The organism is Filomicrobium sp. (assembly GCF_025698805.1).
GTDB classification, from domain to species: Bacteria; Pseudomonadota; Alphaproteobacteria; order Rhizobiales; family Hyphomicrobiaceae; genus Filomicrobium; species Filomicrobium insigne.
The window spans coordinates 48563-64411 of record NZ_JAILWT010000005.1 but is presented as its reverse complement, the minus strand read 5'-3'; the positions used below and the strand labels follow the sequence as shown (position 1 = coordinate 64411).

General features: G+C 55.7%; 13 protein-coding genes. 2 read left to right on the top strand and 11 right to left on the bottom strand.

Annotation, left to right across the window (positions count from 1 at the left end):
• Positions 1–84 precede the first annotated feature (84 nt).
• From K5845_RS13830 to K5845_RS13805, 6 genes are all read right to left on the bottom strand, one after another.
• A complete protein-coding gene (locus K5845_RS13830; RefSeq protein ID WP_287959249.1) occupies positions 85–1179 on the bottom strand; it encodes an FAD:protein FMN transferase in 1095 nt (364 codons plus the stop codon).
• Positions 1176–2045 (bottom strand): DUF4198 domain-containing protein, encoded by an 870-nt coding sequence (locus K5845_RS13825; RefSeq protein WP_090227186.1) that lies wholly within the window; start codon positions 2043–2045, stop codon positions 1176–1178. The genes K5845_RS13830 and K5845_RS13825 overlap by 4 nt, the downstream gene beginning before the upstream one ends.
• A 17-nt stretch (positions 2046–2062) precedes the next feature.
• Positions 2063–2578 (bottom strand): DUF2271 domain-containing protein, encoded by a 516-nt coding sequence (locus K5845_RS13820; protein WP_046476986.1) that lies wholly within the window; start codon positions 2576–2578, stop codon positions 2063–2065.
• Positions 2579–2592: 14 nt separating this feature from the next.
• The gene (locus K5845_RS13815; RefSeq protein ID WP_287959248.1) at positions 2593–3228 is read right to left on the bottom strand and encodes a PepSY-associated TM helix domain-containing protein; all 636 of its coding nucleotides are present in this window, start codon (positions 3226–3228) and stop codon (positions 2593–2595) included.
• On the bottom strand, positions 3225–3998 hold the full coding sequence (locus tag K5845_RS13810; RefSeq protein ID WP_090227183.1) for a tetratricopeptide repeat protein: 774 nt from the start codon (positions 3996–3998) through the stop codon (positions 3225–3227). Before K5845_RS13810 ends, K5845_RS13815 begins: the two co-directional genes overlap by 4 nt.
• A 71-nt stretch (positions 3999–4069) precedes the next feature.
• Positions 4070–6463: a TonB-dependent receptor gene (locus tag K5845_RS13805; protein ID WP_287959247.1), complete on the bottom strand. Its 2394-nt coding sequence runs from the start codon at positions 6461–6463 to the stop codon at positions 4070–4072.
• 257 nt (positions 6464–6720) lie between these two features.
• On the opposite strand from K5845_RS13805, the gene K5845_RS13800 reads away from it, so the two are divergent.
• Both K5845_RS13800 and K5845_RS13795 read left to right on the top strand, forming a co-directional pair.
• Positions 6721–7311 (top strand): rhodanese-like domain-containing protein, encoded by a 591-nt coding sequence (locus tag K5845_RS13800; RefSeq protein WP_046476991.1) that lies wholly within the window; start codon positions 6721–6723, stop codon positions 7309–7311.
• 220 nt (positions 7312–7531) lie between these two features.
• Complete coding sequence (locus K5845_RS13795) at positions 7532–9565, top strand: O-linked N-acetylglucosamine transferase, SPINDLY family protein (RefSeq protein ID WP_287959246.1); 2034 nt, start codon at positions 7532–7534, stop codon at positions 9563–9565.
• A 15-nt stretch (positions 9566–9580) separates the two neighbouring features.
• On the opposite strand, the gene K5845_RS13790 is transcribed toward K5845_RS13795, so the two are convergent.
• From K5845_RS13790 to K5845_RS13770, 5 genes are all read right to left on the bottom strand, one after another.
• Positions 9581–10324 (bottom strand): glycosyltransferase family A protein, encoded by a 744-nt coding sequence (locus K5845_RS13790; protein ID WP_052743698.1) that lies wholly within the window; start codon positions 10322–10324, stop codon positions 9581–9583.
• 362 nt (positions 10325–10686) lie between these two features.
• Complete coding sequence (locus K5845_RS13785) at positions 10687–12036, bottom strand: sensor histidine kinase (protein ID WP_287959245.1); 1350 nt, start codon at positions 12034–12036, stop codon at positions 10687–10689.
• A 339-nt stretch (positions 12037–12375) separates the two neighbouring features.
• A complete protein-coding gene (locus K5845_RS13780) occupies positions 12376–13737 on the bottom strand; it encodes a fatty acid desaturase family protein (protein WP_046476993.1) in 1362 nt (453 codons plus the stop codon).
• Between the two features lie 230 nt (positions 13738–13967).
• On the bottom strand, positions 13968–14825 hold the full coding sequence (locus K5845_RS13775; protein ID WP_287959244.1) for a LysR family transcriptional regulator: 858 nt from the start codon (positions 14823–14825) through the stop codon (positions 13968–13970).
• A gap of 29 nt (positions 14826–14854) precedes the next feature.
• Positions 14855–15847 (bottom strand): NAD(P)-dependent oxidoreductase, encoded by a 993-nt coding sequence (locus K5845_RS13770; RefSeq protein ID WP_287959243.1) that lies wholly within the window; start codon positions 15845–15847, stop codon positions 14855–14857.
• Positions 15848–15849 lie beyond the last annotated feature (2 nt).

Sequence of the window (15849 nt, the reverse complement as noted above, 5' to 3'; positions counted from 1 at the left end):
TAAGAGTTAGGAAAAGCTACAACATGACTATTTTTGTCAAGTTTCAAGGCGTGCAACGTTGCCGCTCCCAAGCATTCGCACTCTTCAGTCGAGCATGGCCTTGGCGTAAGGAGTTAAACGAAGCTCCAGGCCATCGCCTTTATCGATAGTGAAGACGGCAGCCAGCTTCTTGCGACACGCATAGGCCGCACCCTCATCCGCACCGAGAATACAGATCGCCGTCGCCTCAGCGTCCGCAAGCATGCAGGACTTATGAAAAACTGTGATGGACACGATCTCGTTGGCAACGGGATAGCCGGTGCGCGGATCAATAAGATGGCTGACACGCTCCCCACCGACATCACGGTTGCGAATGCCGGTCCCGGACGTGGCCACGGAGAAACCGTGTAAAGCCACAACCGGATCGGCGAAAAGCATGCTCTCAGCTTCACCTGCCAGACCCTGCGGGGACAGAGAGACCCACCAGGGTAATCCGTCGGGCTTTACACCCTCACCGCAAAGCTCTCCACCAACCTCGACCAGGAAGCTGCGAACGCCGTTGGCCTTAAGCAACGCGGCAACCGCATCAACCGCATAGCCTTTGGCGATGGACGACAGATCCAACCGCAAACCACCCGGTTGCGTAATGGACAATCCCTCCGGATCGAATAACAACCGCTGCCAACCTGAAGACTGCAATACGCTCTGCACATCTGCGGCGGACGGCTCCTCCCCATTCCAGGGCTTCGCTCCAAATCCCCAAAGATCCACAAGCGCGCCTGAGGTCGGATCATAAGCGCCACATGTCTCTCGCGCGAGCCGCAGCGCTGCATTGAGCACGTGGAAAAATTCCGTCTCGAGCGCGTGACAGCTTCCGGCTGGCCCGTCGTTGAAACGGCTAATATCGGATTGCGAGTCCCACGTGCTCATTTGCGCGATGATACGCGCGAACACACGCTCCACCCGCCCACGCACCTGCTCCAACACAACGGCATTGTTCACGACGGCACGCATCGACCATGTGGTTCCCATGGTCTCGCCAGCGACTTCGTGGACGGCGCCGCCGCTCCGCACCCGAGCCGGTCCAGATGGGACATGGGGTGGAATCAGTACGATCCGCTCGTCTGCCGTAATCGGCACAGGCGAAAGAGCGCCGGACGGATCCGGCGCTGCTTCCAGGCCCTCAGACGAACCGCTCACTGCGGCAAGACTTCCAAAGTCGCCGCATAACCGGCGCTCATTTGCCGGCCCTTGGGCTCAGACGCTTCGCGACGGGCGGATGCGGAGATGAAGTACATTCCCGGCTCCGGCCACGTCACCTTGACGGTTCCATCGTCACCAGTCGTCGCTTCAATCTCGCCGAGCGCGTCCCGATAGCGAATACCGCCACGGATGACCGAAACCTTAATTCCCGCTGCAGGCTTTCCGTCTAGAAGAAACTTAAACGTCGCGGTCTCTTTTGCGTAAAGATCATTAGGGTGCGTTACCGGCTCCAACTCCAGACCGGCACCGGTAGGTTTGAGAACGTCCTTTGTCGGGTTCCCGACCGTGACAAAGGTCTCGACCCGGCTAGACCGATCGGTAACCCGTAATTCTTCTGCGTCTTTCGGAATCTCTTTTTCGAAAGTTTCTTCCGTCCCGCGCCACCGCTTCTCTTCGCCGTTGAGCTTGTAGCGCGCAAACATTCCCGTTTCGAAAACCGACATCTTGTAGGTGCCGCTCTTTTCCAGGGGAACATCAAAAGTCGTACGGAAACGCCCGACATGGCCGAACTTCGGATCGAGCTTTCCACCGTCAGGAGCGGAAATTTCTATGGCCGGTGCAGCACCACGATTACGCCGACGCATCTTGGCGAGCTCTTCAGGCTGCGCATCAACATTGCTCAAGAGCATGGGAAAGTGATCGAAGTAGAACAGATCATTCGACCGCGCCGCGTCAATCGAAACCCAGCTGCCCGCTTTGGAAAAAACCGTCGAAGACGGGAACAGCCAGGACCGATGCGCCTGAGCCGCCGTCGGCAGCAACAGGCAAAGAGATACGACAAGTAGCTTGCCCGGAAACTTCATTTGAATCGCTCCTCGGTTTATTTGGGCTGGACGCGCAGAGTGATCGCGCCGAGTTCTTCGGCTCCGCTCACCGTCTTGCTTTCTTCAGCCTGCGGAGGCCATTGGAAGGGAATGCGCACGACCTCGCGTCCGCCCACTTCTCGCGCGGCCTCCACGACCAGCGCATACTGACCATCGGCCAGTCCCGCGATTTTAGGTTCAGCGAACGTAAGGTCGACGTCGTGTTTTCCAGGAGGACGCGTCGGACTACTCAGGCCATCGACAGGCATTTCGAGGGCGCGACCCGCGCGACGCCACCAAAGCCGCATGTCTTTGAGCCACTTGTTCCCGCCATTGTCTCGCTGCGCGGTGTCGTACCAGACACCCAAATTCGCAACGAGCCCGCCATCGCTGGTCTCAATCCAGGATGCGACATAGGGACGATGATATTCGGCAACCTTGAGCTGCGGCACTTCAATCGTGACGGCGAGTTCCGCAGCGAATGCGGGACCAGTCGCAAGACTGGACAAGCCGAGGGTCAGGAGTTTGCGCATCGTATAAGCCTCGTTCAGTGAACAAACAGAAGAAGGATTGCCACCGGAACTGCGATGCCAACGCCAACCATCGGCCACGTCGACGGACGTCGCACAGCGTGCATTTGCAGAAGGAACAAACCGGTGAAACAGAAGATCAGACAGGCCGCTGCAAACGCGTCGATAAAGAGGGACCAGACGAGCCCTGCATTCCGGCCTTTGTGAAGGTCATTAAGGTACGAGATCCAACCCCGGTTGGTGACCTCGTAAAGAACGGCGCCCTGAGCGCGATCAATCGTCAGCCAGGCATCTCCGCCCGGACGTGGCAGGGAGACATACACCTCCTGTTCCGACCACTCGGCAGCACGTTCACCGACGCTAATCGACAGCTCTCGACTGAGCCAATCCTGGACCGAGTCCGGGAGGGGTCGCTCTTTCTCGCCTTCCTTCGTGGCAAGCTCTTTAAGAAGGGCAGGCGGAAGCGTCCCCTCCCGCGATGTGACCTGCGGACCCGCCTCAATCTGCCGGGCATGGTTCAAGGTAATTCCCGTGATGGCGAACAGCATCATCCCCACCAAGGAAATTGCCGCGCTGATCCAGTGCCAGCGATGCAGGTGACGCAACCAGAATGGGCGATCGCCGATGTGCAGAAATTCACGTAACTGTTTCATTCGGCGGCCCGCTCCCGTGGCGCTGTCTTAAGTCGCTCCATCGCCGCGAGACCAACCGAGCGAATACGCGGGTCGGCATGACGAGCTAAATAGGGCGCGATTTCGATTGAGAACTCCCGAGGTGCGCTTTCGAGCGAAGCCTGGAACCAGGATGTAGCTTTTGCGACTTGCCCTTCGTCCGAGAGAAATCGGCCAAAGTGGAACTGCCCGCGATAACACCCCCTGATCGCAGCACGCCAATACCAACGACGCGCCGAATTCAACTTGACGCGGCCGACCCATCCTTCCTCGCGATAACGCCCAAGCATGTTCATGGCCTTTGCGTTGCCGCCGCGCGCCGAACGCACGAACAACGCAAGGGCGTGCTGTAAGTCGGCGGACACGCCCTGCCCGTGAAGGAGCAAGCTTCCAAGGTTGAACTGGGCCCAGGTATGGGAGCGATCAGCGGCGCGGCGATACCACGTCGCGGCCTCGGCAAAATCTACGGGAACGCCCCAACCACGTTCGTAGCAACGCCCGACCATGTTCATCGCGTCCGCAGAGTCATCGCGTGCCGCGTCGAGAAACGCGCGATAGGCCGCGGCGTGATCCGCAGTCACACCATGCCCATTGAGCAAGAGATGACCCAGGATCAGTTGAGCCGCGGAACTTCCGCCACACGCTTCCGAACGCGCCCATTGCGCTAGGTAGCCTGGCGAAAGTCGCAATTGCTGCTGCGCATCCAGCGGCAAGTCGTAAGCCGAGATGGCAAAAGTGCTAGGTATCGACATTGATGTAACCGTGAGTGTTGGCAGGCAGCACGAGGCCGACCCGCCAACAAGATTGCCAACGCAAGGATGTCTTAGAATTTCACCGCACCGGTGACAGTGAAGGTGCGCCCCTTTGACGGAACAGCACGACTTGTCCAGAGCTGGTCGTAGTTCAGCTCGTCCGTAAGGTTGTAGCCATTGAGCGTGATCTTGTAGTTGTTGAACTCGTAAGACGTCATCGCATCGAAAGTGAAGCTCGACGGCACCTTCAGACTGTTGTCGGAGTTCAGGAAGATCTCACTCTGATAGCGAACGCCGGCACCCCACAACCACTCACCGGTCAGACCAGCAGGACGCAGCAGCCAATCGGATGCATCGTAAGTCGCCCAAAGTGATGCTGCATGTTCGGGAACGAGCCACATCTGATTGCCGACATTGGGCTCTCCCTGTCCGTTGTCGACAATTTGTGTATCCAGGTAAGTGTAGCCACCGAAAATCGTCACGTCAGGCAGTACCCGCCCCGTAACACCAAGCTCCACACCGCGGATCTCATAACTCTCGCCACGACCACGACTATCGTTGATGAGACCCGAATCCGGGTCGATACCGTAGGCGTTATCCTTCGTCACCTTAAAGATCGCACCTGTGAACCCGAGCTTTCCATTTAGGAAGTTCAGCTTCGTACCAACCTCAAACGTCTCGGCTTCTTCTGGCTCCAGAACAGAACTCGAAACCCTTTCGCCCGTGATGTAGGACCCTTGCGGGCTCTGGGCTCTTGCCCACGAGAAGTAAAGGTTCTGGTTCGGCACCGGTTCCCAAATGACGCTCGCATTCGGGTTCGTCATTTCATTATCTGTTTTCGTGATCGTGCCGCCGTTATTGGTTTCGGCTTCGAAGTCGTCCCAACGAACGCCACCGACGACGGAAAGCTGCGGTGTCAGCCAGAGACGATCGCTCACGAACAGACCGAGATTTCTGCTATCGGACTCCCTCTTGGTGCCGAGCTTCCACCTGAAAGGTGAGGCATGGCTAGGATCAACGATCGTGCCATCCGGTCGGGCTGGCGAATAGCTATATCCCTGACGCTCATTGCTTTCGCGAACGTAGTCGACACCGGCAACAAGCTCGTGACGGAACACGCCTGTATTGAACTTGGCGACAGCCGACGTCACGTTCTGGAATGCCCAGCCATCCAGCTCGTAAGGCGACGGGCCGGTACGCGTTACGCCGTTATAGTCGCCGGTCGTGAAGAAACTATCGGAACAGGCCGTTGGCACAGTGCCAGACCGTTGGCAGTTCGCCTGAGTTGCGGCGAACGTCCGATCATACCCCGTCACGCGCGTATCGTTGTACACCGTGAAGAACGGGTTGAAGGTGTGCTTGAACTTGGCGGTCAGCGCATCAACCTGAGTCTTATCGGTATCCGTATCAAACCCGTAGAAGTTTGAGCGCGGAACACCGTATTCCGAAAGCGGCTGTCCGACCGTTGAGCCCGGTCGCAGCACGCCTGGGATACCGTAGTCAGGAACGCGGTCTTCCTTTTGGTGGAAGTAGTTGACGACCAGTTCGGTATTCGTGCCAAGTCCCAGACCAAGAGACGCAGCCACACCCCAGCGGTTGGACTCGATCAGGTCGCGATCGGGATTCTCGTCATCCTGGAACATACCGTTGATGCGAATAGCCGAGGTCTCATTCAGCTGGTAGTTGCCATCAACTGTCGTGCGCTTCAGTGAGCCACTGCCAAGCGAGACTGCTCCACTGGAGAAAGTATCGAGCCGCGCCGTCTTGGACTGCGTATTAATTGCGCCACCGGCCGTACCCTGACCGAAGGTCCCAGATGAAGGCCCCTTCAAAACCTGAACGGATTCATAATTGAAGGCATCACGCGTGAAGATACCGAAATCACGCAAACCGTCGGTGTAGATGTCGCCGCGCGCTTCAATACCGCGAATACGGAACTGGTCACCGTTGGGCGGACCGCCTTCGCCAATCGCGACAGTGACACCCGGTACATTTTGAAGGGCACGCTCAAGCGATTGAATACCCTGCTGCTCCAAAATCTGCTGAGGCACAACATTCACAATCTTGGGCACATCTTGAACCGTACCCGGCAACCGTCCAATACCCGTCCCGGCCTGCGAGGTGTTGCCACTGGCTGGCGTCAACGCAAATGTCGAATTGCCGCCTTCCGAAGCATTCGTAACCGCGGGTGCAGGCATCACCTCGGCCGGCTCATATACAGGTGCCGGTGATGGCTTTTTTGGCTTAGCGGCCTTCTTTTTCGGGGCTTGCCCCTCAACAACAAGTTCTGGAAGAGGCGTAGCTGTTGCGTCCTGGGCCTGAGCGGTCGAATAAGCACTCGGCAGCGTCACAAGCGAAGCGACACCGGTCGAAACTTTGAGCCCCTGATAGGCGAGTGAGATTGGTTTTTTCGCTTTTCCACTGGAACTCAACGCTTCATTATCAAGGCAGGTGCCGGTCGTCATAGCAACGCACTCCATCGAAGAATAATTCTCAAGATCAGCGCGTTACATGCCAAGCACTCATCCATCGGAACGCTGATCATCAACCTTATGGAGCATATCTATACGTTTTTAGTCAACTTTTTGAACACAAGCCGGCCTCAATCAGAATCTGCTGTGTCTCAATTGCATCGACATGATCGATGATCGGAAGGCTCTTATAGATTTCGGCTATCCCAGCCACTCAATCGGAAAAGTCGTGCCAGAAAAGGACCACCCCCATGTCCCGCCGCATCGGCATCATCCTTACACTTCTTGCTTTTGTGATCGCCGCCCCTGGGCACGCAAACGCAACAGCTGAAGTCCCAACCTCAAAACAGACCGTGCTTAAAAAGTACTTCAGCGCGAAAGAAGCTTTCGACGAAGTGACAAGCAATCGCTCGAAAGTCTTATTCGTCGACGTGAGAACCAGCGCGGAGTTGATGTTCGTTGGCGCAACCGGCGAAATTGATACACACGTTCCGTTCGTCGAGATGATCTATCCAGCGACGTGGGATGCAGCAAAAAACAGATTTAAACTTGCACCCAACACCTCGTTCGTCGCCAACGTCGATGCGGCGCTCAGCCAAAAGGGCCTGAGCAAATCCGACATGGTTATCGTCATGTGCCGCTCCGGAGACCGAAGTGCAAAATCCGTCAATGCCTTGGCCGCAGCTGGCTACACGAACGTCTATAGCGTTTACGACGGGTTCGAAGGCGACGCGTCAAAAGAGGGTCGACGAACCATCAACGGTTGGAAGAACGCGGGCCTGCCCTGGTCTTACAAACTCGATGGCGCGAAAATTCCCGCCGCGCACATAACCGCCAAATGACGGCACGATCCGCTGAGTCAATCTCAGGATAATCGTCACAAGAACTTGGGGGCACAGCAGGCGTGAAGAACTCGCGCCTGCATACCTCCACGTGCGAATTTGCGCTCAAGTACCTGTGGGTTATCTTCGCCCCTCTAGAGAGGCACCTTATCCTCCGCTACCATCACGCAGAAGCCCAGCCACTCACCGGTGAGGCTCAGCGACACGCGGCGGAGATGCGATGCGAAAACCGAAATCACGTCAGCAAGTCGCCCAACTGCGCGACAAAGCTATAGGCCTTCACCGCCGCGGCGATCTCCGCGGCGCGCAAGCCGCGTACGTCAAGTATCTTAAACTCGCCCCCCATGACGGAGAGGTCCTGGGATACTTAGCCATCACCAGGTTCGAACAGGGCTATCCCAGCGCCGCCCTCGATCTCATGCAGCGCGCAATTAACTCCACCCCAAGCGACGCGGGCTTGAAATTCAACTACGCGACCATGTTGTACAAGCTCCAGCGCTTCAACGAAGCCGAGCTAATACTCAAGGACTGCCTCCAAAGGGACCCCGAATTAGACGTAGCAGCAATGACCCTGGGTCTCGTGCTCTTGGAAACAGGCCGCCTCGCCGAAGCCATAGATCACTTCACAAGTGCCGCCAAGCGTTGGCCAAAACACGCCAGCATGTTGTTCAACCTCGCGATCGCATTCCGGCGCGATTACCAATTTGAGAACGCCGAACTGGCCTTTCAGCGCGCCTGCGCTCTGGCCCCCACCGATATTGAATTCCGGCTCCAGTTTGCTAAGCAGCTATACCGCAACAAGAAATTCCCTGCCGCGATTGAGCAGTATTCTTCAATACTGAAACATCAGCCTGAAAATGTTGCGGCCAGAAGTGGCTTGATGCTTGCGCGGCTCAGAATCTGCGACTGGACAAACTACCAGACAGAGTCCGAAATGCTGCTCGCAGCATTAGACCACCCTCCACCTGAGAGCCGTTCGCAAACGAACAACGGTGCGCCTAGCCCCTACCTGATCACACTAATCAGCGGGGATGCGTCCGCTTGCTTTAAGGCGGCGCGCGCGGCTTCTCACACGCTCACCTCGACAACGGTTCCCCGAACTACATCCGCTCGAAGAGCAAACACCGGCAAGATCCGCCTTGCCTATGTCTCCGCTGACTTTCGCGAACACGCAACGGCATACCTCATTAGCGAACTCATTGAACTCCATGATCGCGAAAAGTTTGAGGTTGTCGGAATATCCTATGGGCCCATCGAAAAGACTCCGATGCGACAACGCATGGAGACGGCTTTCGATAAGTTTGTGGATGTCTCAAACCTATCCAGTCCACAAATTGCACACGCCATGAAGCAGCTCGAGCTAGACATCGCGATCGATCTACAGGGCTTTAACCAACACAACCGCATGGAGATTTTTGCGAAGCGGCCTGCACCGATCCAAGTTCTCTACCTCGGCTGGCCAGGCACGTCAGGGAGTGCATGCTATGATTATGTCCTCGCTGACCCCATCGTGATACCGCGCGAAAACGCTCATAACTTTGCGGAAAACCCGATCTGGCTGCCAGGGCCATACCAGCCAAACGACCGAAACCGAAAGGTCAGCGAACTGCCACCAACTCGCGCGGAATGCGGATTGCCAGACAACGCATTTGTGTTTTCGTGTTTCAACAACGCATTCAAAATCACGCCGGAAATATTCGATGTATGGATGCGTATCCTCAAGGCCGTCCCCAACAGCATCCTGTGGCTGCTCGATAGCGCGGCTGAAGGCCGAGAGAACCTCCGCGAAGCAGCAGTACTTCGCGGCGTCGAACCGGAGCGTATTGTCTTCGCCCCGCGTGCGTCCAATCCGGATCACCTGGCGCGTCACGCCCACATTGACCTAGTGCTCGACACCCTGCCCTACAATGCACATACGACGGCGAGCGATGCTCTCTGGATGGGCATCCCGATCCTAACCTGCACAGGGTCATCCTTCGCAGGCCGCGTCGCCACAAGCCTTCTCACGGCGTGCCAACTACCCGAATTAATAACTGCCGACATCGCTGCCTACGAAAACACTGCAGTGCAACTCGCGCACAATCCTTCAGCGCTCAGAACGCTAAAATCGAAGTTGCAAAGCTCACGTCACACAAGCGCGCTTTTTGATACGCCAAGAACCGTTCAGCACGTCGAGCATGCCTATGCCGCGATCATATCGCGCCATGCGAATGGCGAACCGCCGTCCCCACTTGATCTCTCTTCATTGAACTGATCCGCGAGGCGCAAATCACTGCGTGGCTTTGCTCAGCGGACTCCACGGAAGCCCCATAGGAAAGCGCCGCTCCATAACAGCATTGCCTTTCAGAAAGAAACTCGCTCTCACAGATGTGGATGTACGCCCAGCGCAATAGTTCAAAGAGTATCGGTAATTGCTGTCGAAACGCTGAGTTTTCTCGCGCAACACCTTGGTAAGCACCCGGTCGACTTCCGATACACCGGGCGTACGCGCTTTCCGATACCACAGCGGCGTCAGCTTCAGGGCAAGCACCTTTGGCAACATAAAACAATTAACATCAACCAAGTAGTCTCGATCGGACAATACACTGGGCCACTTCCCAAGAGACTCGCAGTTATCAAAACAAACAAGATTCCCATCTTGATCAACAATCTTCCTTAAAGAATAGGCCCATTCATTTCCTTTCATCAGAACATTCACAAGACTTTCGATATGATCTCGATCCATCCAATTGTCTTCGTCTAGAAAACATACGACGTCACCACGACAGAGAAACGTTCCGGCTCCGTAAATCCTATGACCATTGAACTTATCTCGCCCCGTCGCATACGGTAGCTCGATAACATCAACGGGTCGGCCGGCTATAATCGACCGCGCTGGCGCGCCACACTCCGCCCCATCGATAACGACCATATGCTGGATCGGCTTGTAACTTTGAGCTGCGACACTCGCCATGGCGCGCGCCAGAAGCGAGCATCCTGTCGTGGGCGTAATCACGGTTACGAGAAGAGTCATCCGCGTCACCGAAATACTATGTGTTTATAATAAAAATTATTCGTTCCGATCAGACGATCGGAAAAATAAAAATAACTGTGATTATTTCCAATATAAAACTTCAAACACGAACATAAGGCACGAGAATTAAACTTAGTTATCCAAATCAGCGCTTCGGCAAATTATGTCCGCCAGCTGAAATTAATCGAGCTGCCGTATTATTCTCGGGACGCAGGAAGGCACGCAAATCACATCCCGCCACTTCGCTACGTTTTTTGAAAAGCGTGGCAAAACTGCGCTCATTCGAACATTGCTATACAGTTCCGTCCCACGAACCCGTACGTCTATCGGCTAAAAATTTTCATTTAAAAGATACGCAGTCGCTATAAATCAGTCTGCCAAGAGCAACGGAAACCTTCTGGCCCATACTCGGCTTCAACTTCCTTGAGTGTGTATTCAATAAGGCGCGAACCAAACCCCTTGCTGCTCGGCGGGGACGCCGGAGGCCCACCCGTCTCGCACCAGAACATATTCACGCGCGAACCGTCATCCAGTTCTAGCATCTTCCAATCTAGACTTATGGTCCCCGTCCCGTTGGACAACGCTCCATACTTGGCAGCGTTGGTCGCCATTTCGTGCAGCGCAAGCGTAAGCGTCAACGAATTGCTAGCCGTCAGCCAAACCTCTGGCCCGGAGACCCGAAATCGCGTCGTATCGAAGGCTGACAGCGCACGGTCCACCACAGCGTGCAGAGGCGCACGATCCCAATCGCCATTGTTGAGCAGGTCATGGGCAGCCGCCAAAGTCTGGAGACGTGCCAAGAACACCTCACGGTCTTTCTCCGGAACATTCCGGAGAGATTGAGTCGCGAGTGCTTGAACTGTCGCAAGTGTATTCTTAACACGATGCATTGCTTCCCGAAGGAGTAGCGTCTGCTGCTCTTCCGCCCGCTTCCTATCGGAAATGTCACGAGCGATCTTGGACGCTCCAATGATACGCCCCCTGACATCCGTCATGGGAGAGATCGTCAGCGAGATATCCAAGAGTGATCCATCGCTGCGGCGTCGAACAGTCTCGTAGTGATCGATGCGCTCGCCACGCTTTATCCGCTCGATGATCTCGGGCTCTTCATTATCTCGATCTTCAGGGATTAGGATGGTGATCGATTTTCCAATCACCTCTTCTGAGGTGTACCCAAATATTCGCTCGGCGCCTTTGTTCCAGCTCCTGATAATACCATCAAGATCCTTGCTTATGATCGCATCGTCGGAAGACTCAACGATAGAGATGAGGCGTTGCTCCATCTGGCGCCGGTCACTCAAATCGACCAGCATATTGACCGCGCCGACGATCGTTCCTTCACCGCTGAAAAGCGGGGTCGGAAAAGGCAGAACCGGTACACGCGTACCATCGGGTCGTTCACCGATGAACTCTATTCCCCGTACAGGCTGCCCCTGCTTCAAGGCCAGTGCCATGGGCGATTCGACGAAAGGCAGTGGACTCCCATCCGGCCAGAAAAGCTGCCAGAACCCATCGAGTCCCGTTGTGTTATGCTCCGGCCTATGGCCCCACAGCTGAACCGCAGCCTCGTTGAAATATGTAATCCGCCCCGACGTATCAGTGATGTAGATCGCCGCATTCAAAGCATCGAGAATCGGCCTTTGCCGCGAATGGATGTCAGCCTCAGTAACTAATGTCCCGGGTGCCAGATGTAACACATCGTTTTTGGGCACCCCGCCCACGACCTCCATAACCGCGTCCCCAATACCAAAACACGTGATGATTGATACCGACAAACGTTCCACTCGCCGCACGTCTTTGAGGGATTATGCGTCGACGGCTTGAATACCACCGAGACTCCATAAGGCCAACAACCGCATCTTTGGAGCTTCCGTCACCATTTAATAAGACCAACCTGCAAATTTGTCAGCAAATCAATGTAGTGACCCACGTCAATGGAGCGACATGCAAATTGCGGTTCCCGGGGGTAAAAACTCGTTGAGCCGGTACGTATCACAGATCACTGACGCGAACTCTCGGAACATCCTTAGCATTCCGAACCGGCGGAAAAATTACCAAACCCGCCCACGCTGAGAAGCCTCGACGTGCTCCTTGATGCGCGCAGCGTCCTTTATCTCAGCATCCTCGAGCGTACTCTCATTGATAAAGATATCATCGCCATGAATGGCATATTCAGGCCCAAGAACCTCGACGATTGACGGGTTGCCTTCGCGACTGACACCCGTCCAACCCTTCACGATCCTTCCCTTCTCCGCATACTCAGGATCACGCAGTAAGAGGCTGTGTAGATCCTTCAGTTTGTAGTGCGGAACCGACGCGAAGAGGTGATGCGGCAGATGGTAATCCATACCCAATGGGAACACCGCGTAGCGGCTGATAGGATCGACGAGAAAAACACGCGAATTGGTCAAACGTCCCCGGTCGGCATTGCCATGCTGAACCCACTCTCTGAGAACCATGAATATGGGGAACGTCGTGAAAAGCGGCAAAATCCACAATAGCCCATAATAACCCCAGGCGGGCGCGCCCGTCAGATACTCAGCCAGTGTCAACGCTCCGTAGACAACCGCCAAATAACTCATGCGTCCGATAATCGTCGCGCGATCTGAGATGACCGGCCGAACCCGGCTTCTTGGAAAATGCGACTCTGGGATAAATGCGTAATAGGCCACCATTGCAATCCAGGTCACGCCGAGAAAGATAGCGGCCGCAGCATAGTAGCCAAACGCAACCAAGCCTACCATTACGAGCGGAACTCCGACGGCAAAGAGTATGCCGATCTGAGTCGCCAACGGGCTCGCCACGTGGTCACCATCAGAAAACGGATTGCTATCCTGCGGCATTGCGCTGTGCTTGGCGCGTGAGACCATGTATTTCAGTAGGTTAACCGGCCAAACGAGCCGAAAAAATCCCTTCGCGAGCTCCATGTGGGTGACTGGAAAGTCGAGCCAGTGTCCGCTCTCGGCTGCCTGCGTCGCGATGGGATCGCGGTCAGGATCGTTCACAAACTGATGGTGTGCAAAATGATGCAAACGATAGGCTTGCGTTGAAGTGTAGATTGGAAAACCGCCCAACCAGTCGGAAGCGAGCTCATTCAGTTTCCGGTCGGCAAAAAGGATGTAGTGCGTCCCCTCGTGAATAACGCCCCCCAATTGATGTTGAGACGCGCCCATCGCAAGAACCGCAAGAATCGTGATCGGTATCAACCAAGCGAACGCGAGCGCACCAGCAGCATACGACTGATACGCCCATATCGTAATCACAGCGGTACCGATAATTACCGCGTAAATACCCGCGATATAACGAAAGTTCGTAACGTTATCGCGCGCCTTAAGAGCTTGGATTTCCTCAGAAGAATAGCGGCGACCCGTTGCTCTAGGGTTATCGGTTGCAATGGCAGGACTTGTGCTCATGCTGACGCCTTTCTGTAGGCACTTTCGCTTGCACCAACGCCCAACTCCGCACAACGTTGCGGAATTGGGCATCAATCTACCGGATTCAAGTTCGGCGATGTATACGCCAACTTATAGGGTCTAATTAGGTGAAACGAGTGGGACCACCTGCATAGGGGCCGACTGCGGCAATAATTTTCAGTTGCAAATATGCTTCACAAAAGGCGCTGACTGAACAAAGAACTGAAATTTTAGTTCACGCATGTTGCCAAAAATTTCATCGCCGGAGCCGTCGACGGCAAAGCATCAGGCACAATAACCTTTATCTCTTTTGCAAGTTCAATCCCTTCCAAGGGCAGCATCACGAGTTGACCGCTTGCCACCTCATCGGTCACCGCTGCTTCAAGAACGATTGATGCGCCGCGCCCCGCACGAACTGCCCGCTTCACGGCTTCCGTGCTTCCAAAGCCCTCGGTCGTCCTCAAGCGATCTGCCAACGCCCCAAACTGCTGTTGCAGCAACCGGCCGGTCCCAGTGCCTGATTCCCCCCCGAGAAGCGGTTCCGTCACCAACTCCTGGACATTCACCGCCTCGAGGCTTGCCCATCGATGCTCAGGTCCGACGATGACAACCAGCGGTTCACGCGACCATGTTTGAGCGACAAACCCCTTTCGCGGCTCCCACCATTCCATCACGGCGAGATCGGATTCACCTCTTTGGATCCGCTCCGCAACGTCGATATTCCGGCCAATCCACATTTCGACTTCAATGTCGGTCTCTCTTTGGAAAGCTGCAACGGGTTGCTGCAGCATATATGTGCCGATGTTGCTCGCGGCAGCTACGCGCAGCCACGGTTGATGTACGAGGATGCTCAAACGCTCCGCCGTCGTCACTAACGCACGCGCCAGAGGAAGCAAACGCGCGCCTTGTGGCGTTAGGCCGAACGCACCGCGATCGCGCGCGATCAGCGGCGTCGCCAGTTCTTCTTCCAATTGCCGGATGTGATCGGCGACTGTTGAGGGTGCCAGATCGAGCTGGCGTGCAGCCGCTCTGACACCACGAACCTCAACGACCGTCAGGAACGTACGTGCATGAATCAGATTGAGCATCTTCTTCGTTGTTTGCGAGGTTAAACCGCTTAAAGACGCGGCTTGTTAACGGCACCACTCGGAACTACGCCTGCGAGCGCTTCCTTTATACTTCTGGCCGCAGACAATTCGATTTCACGACGCACCGTATCTACCGCTGAACCGATATGGGGCGTCAGCACCGTACGTGCCTGCGGCGCCGTCAACCTCGGATCAATTGTACGGGGCCTATCGGCACGCGCCCAATCTTCGCATTCGAAGACGTCCGCCGCGTACCCGCCAAGATGCCCACTCTCCAGCGCATCCGCCACGGCACCCTCATCAACCAGCGAACCGCGCGCCGGATTGACCAGCAAAGCACCTGGTTTCATTTGACGGATCGCATGCGCACCAATCATGCCCATTGTGTCGTTCGTCAGAGGCAATCCAAGAATGACAACATCCGACTGACTAAGAACCTCTGGTAGATTGAGCCTTTCCACCCCGGCCACACTCCCCAAGCCGCCATGCGCATCAAACGCAACGATGCGACACCCGAAACCGGACAGACAGCGCGCAATGGTTTGCCCAACGCGTCCAAATCCGATGATGCCGACCGTGGCGCCATTGAGCCCCGTACCATAGTGCTCGGGCCGCCAGCCATGAAACCCGGATTGGCGGATGGACGCATCACCGAACCGGACATGTCGCCCGAGAGCGATCGTCAGTCCAACCGCCAGCTCCGCAGTCGGCTCAGTCAGGAGATCTGGCACGATAGTCACCCAGATGCCGCGTTCGCTGGCCGCCGCGACATCGATATTGTCAAACCCCTTCAATGCCGCACCGATGACCTTGAGTTTTGGGCATCGATCAAGGAACGCACGATCAATACAGTCCGGCATAAAGGCCATGACGCCGGTAGCATCTTCGCACCGCGCCACAACGTCGTCGTAAGCCCAAGGCTCGGACTGGCCGTTCGCAACAAGGCGTGCAACACCATCAAACGCTGTGCGTGTTTCAGAGAAAGTACGATTCGTCAGAACGACGAGCGGAAGTTCATTCATCG

Bases quoted from the DNA above. Each gene is read 5' to 3' on its own strand.
- K5845_RS13825 (WP_090227186.1), bottom strand. From the start codon at position 2,045: ATGAAGTTTCCGGGCAAGCTACTTGTCGTATCTCTTTGCCTGTTGCTG.
- K5845_RS13815 (WP_287959248.1), bottom strand. From the start codon at position 3,228: ATGAAACAGTTACGTGAATTTCTGCACATCGGCGATCGCCCATTCTGG.
- K5845_RS13795 (WP_287959246.1), top strand. From the start codon at position 7,532: ATGCGAAAACCGAAATCACGTCAGCAAGTCGCCCAACTGCGCGACAAA.
- K5845_RS13810 (WP_090227183.1), bottom strand. From the start codon at position 3,998: ATGTCGATACCTAGCACTTTTGCCATCTCGGCTTACGACTTGCCGCTG.
- K5845_RS13820 (WP_046476986.1), bottom strand. From the start codon at position 2,578: ATGCGCAAACTCCTGACCCTCGGCTTGTCCAGTCTTGCGACTGGTCCC.
- K5845_RS13805 (WP_287959247.1), bottom strand. From the start codon at position 6,463: ATGACGACCGGCACCTGCCTTGATAATGAAGCGTTGAGTTCCAGTGGA.
- K5845_RS13775 (WP_287959244.1), bottom strand. From the start codon at position 14,825: ATGCTCAATCTGATTCATGCACGTACGTTCCTGACGGTCGTTGAGGTT.
- K5845_RS13770 (WP_287959243.1), bottom strand. From the start codon at position 15,847: ATGAATGAACTTCCGCTCGTCGTTCTGACGAATCGTACTTTCTCTGAA.
- K5845_RS13780 (WP_046476993.1), bottom strand. From the start codon at position 13,737: ATGAGCACAAGTCCTGCCATTGCAACCGATAACCCTAGAGCAACGGGT.
- K5845_RS13790 (WP_052743698.1), bottom strand. From the start codon at position 10,324: ATGACTCTTCTCGTAACCGTGATTACGCCCACGACAGGATGCTCGCTT.
- K5845_RS13800 (WP_046476991.1), top strand. From the start codon at position 6,721: ATGTCCCGCCGCATCGGCATCATCCTTACACTTCTTGCTTTTGTGATC.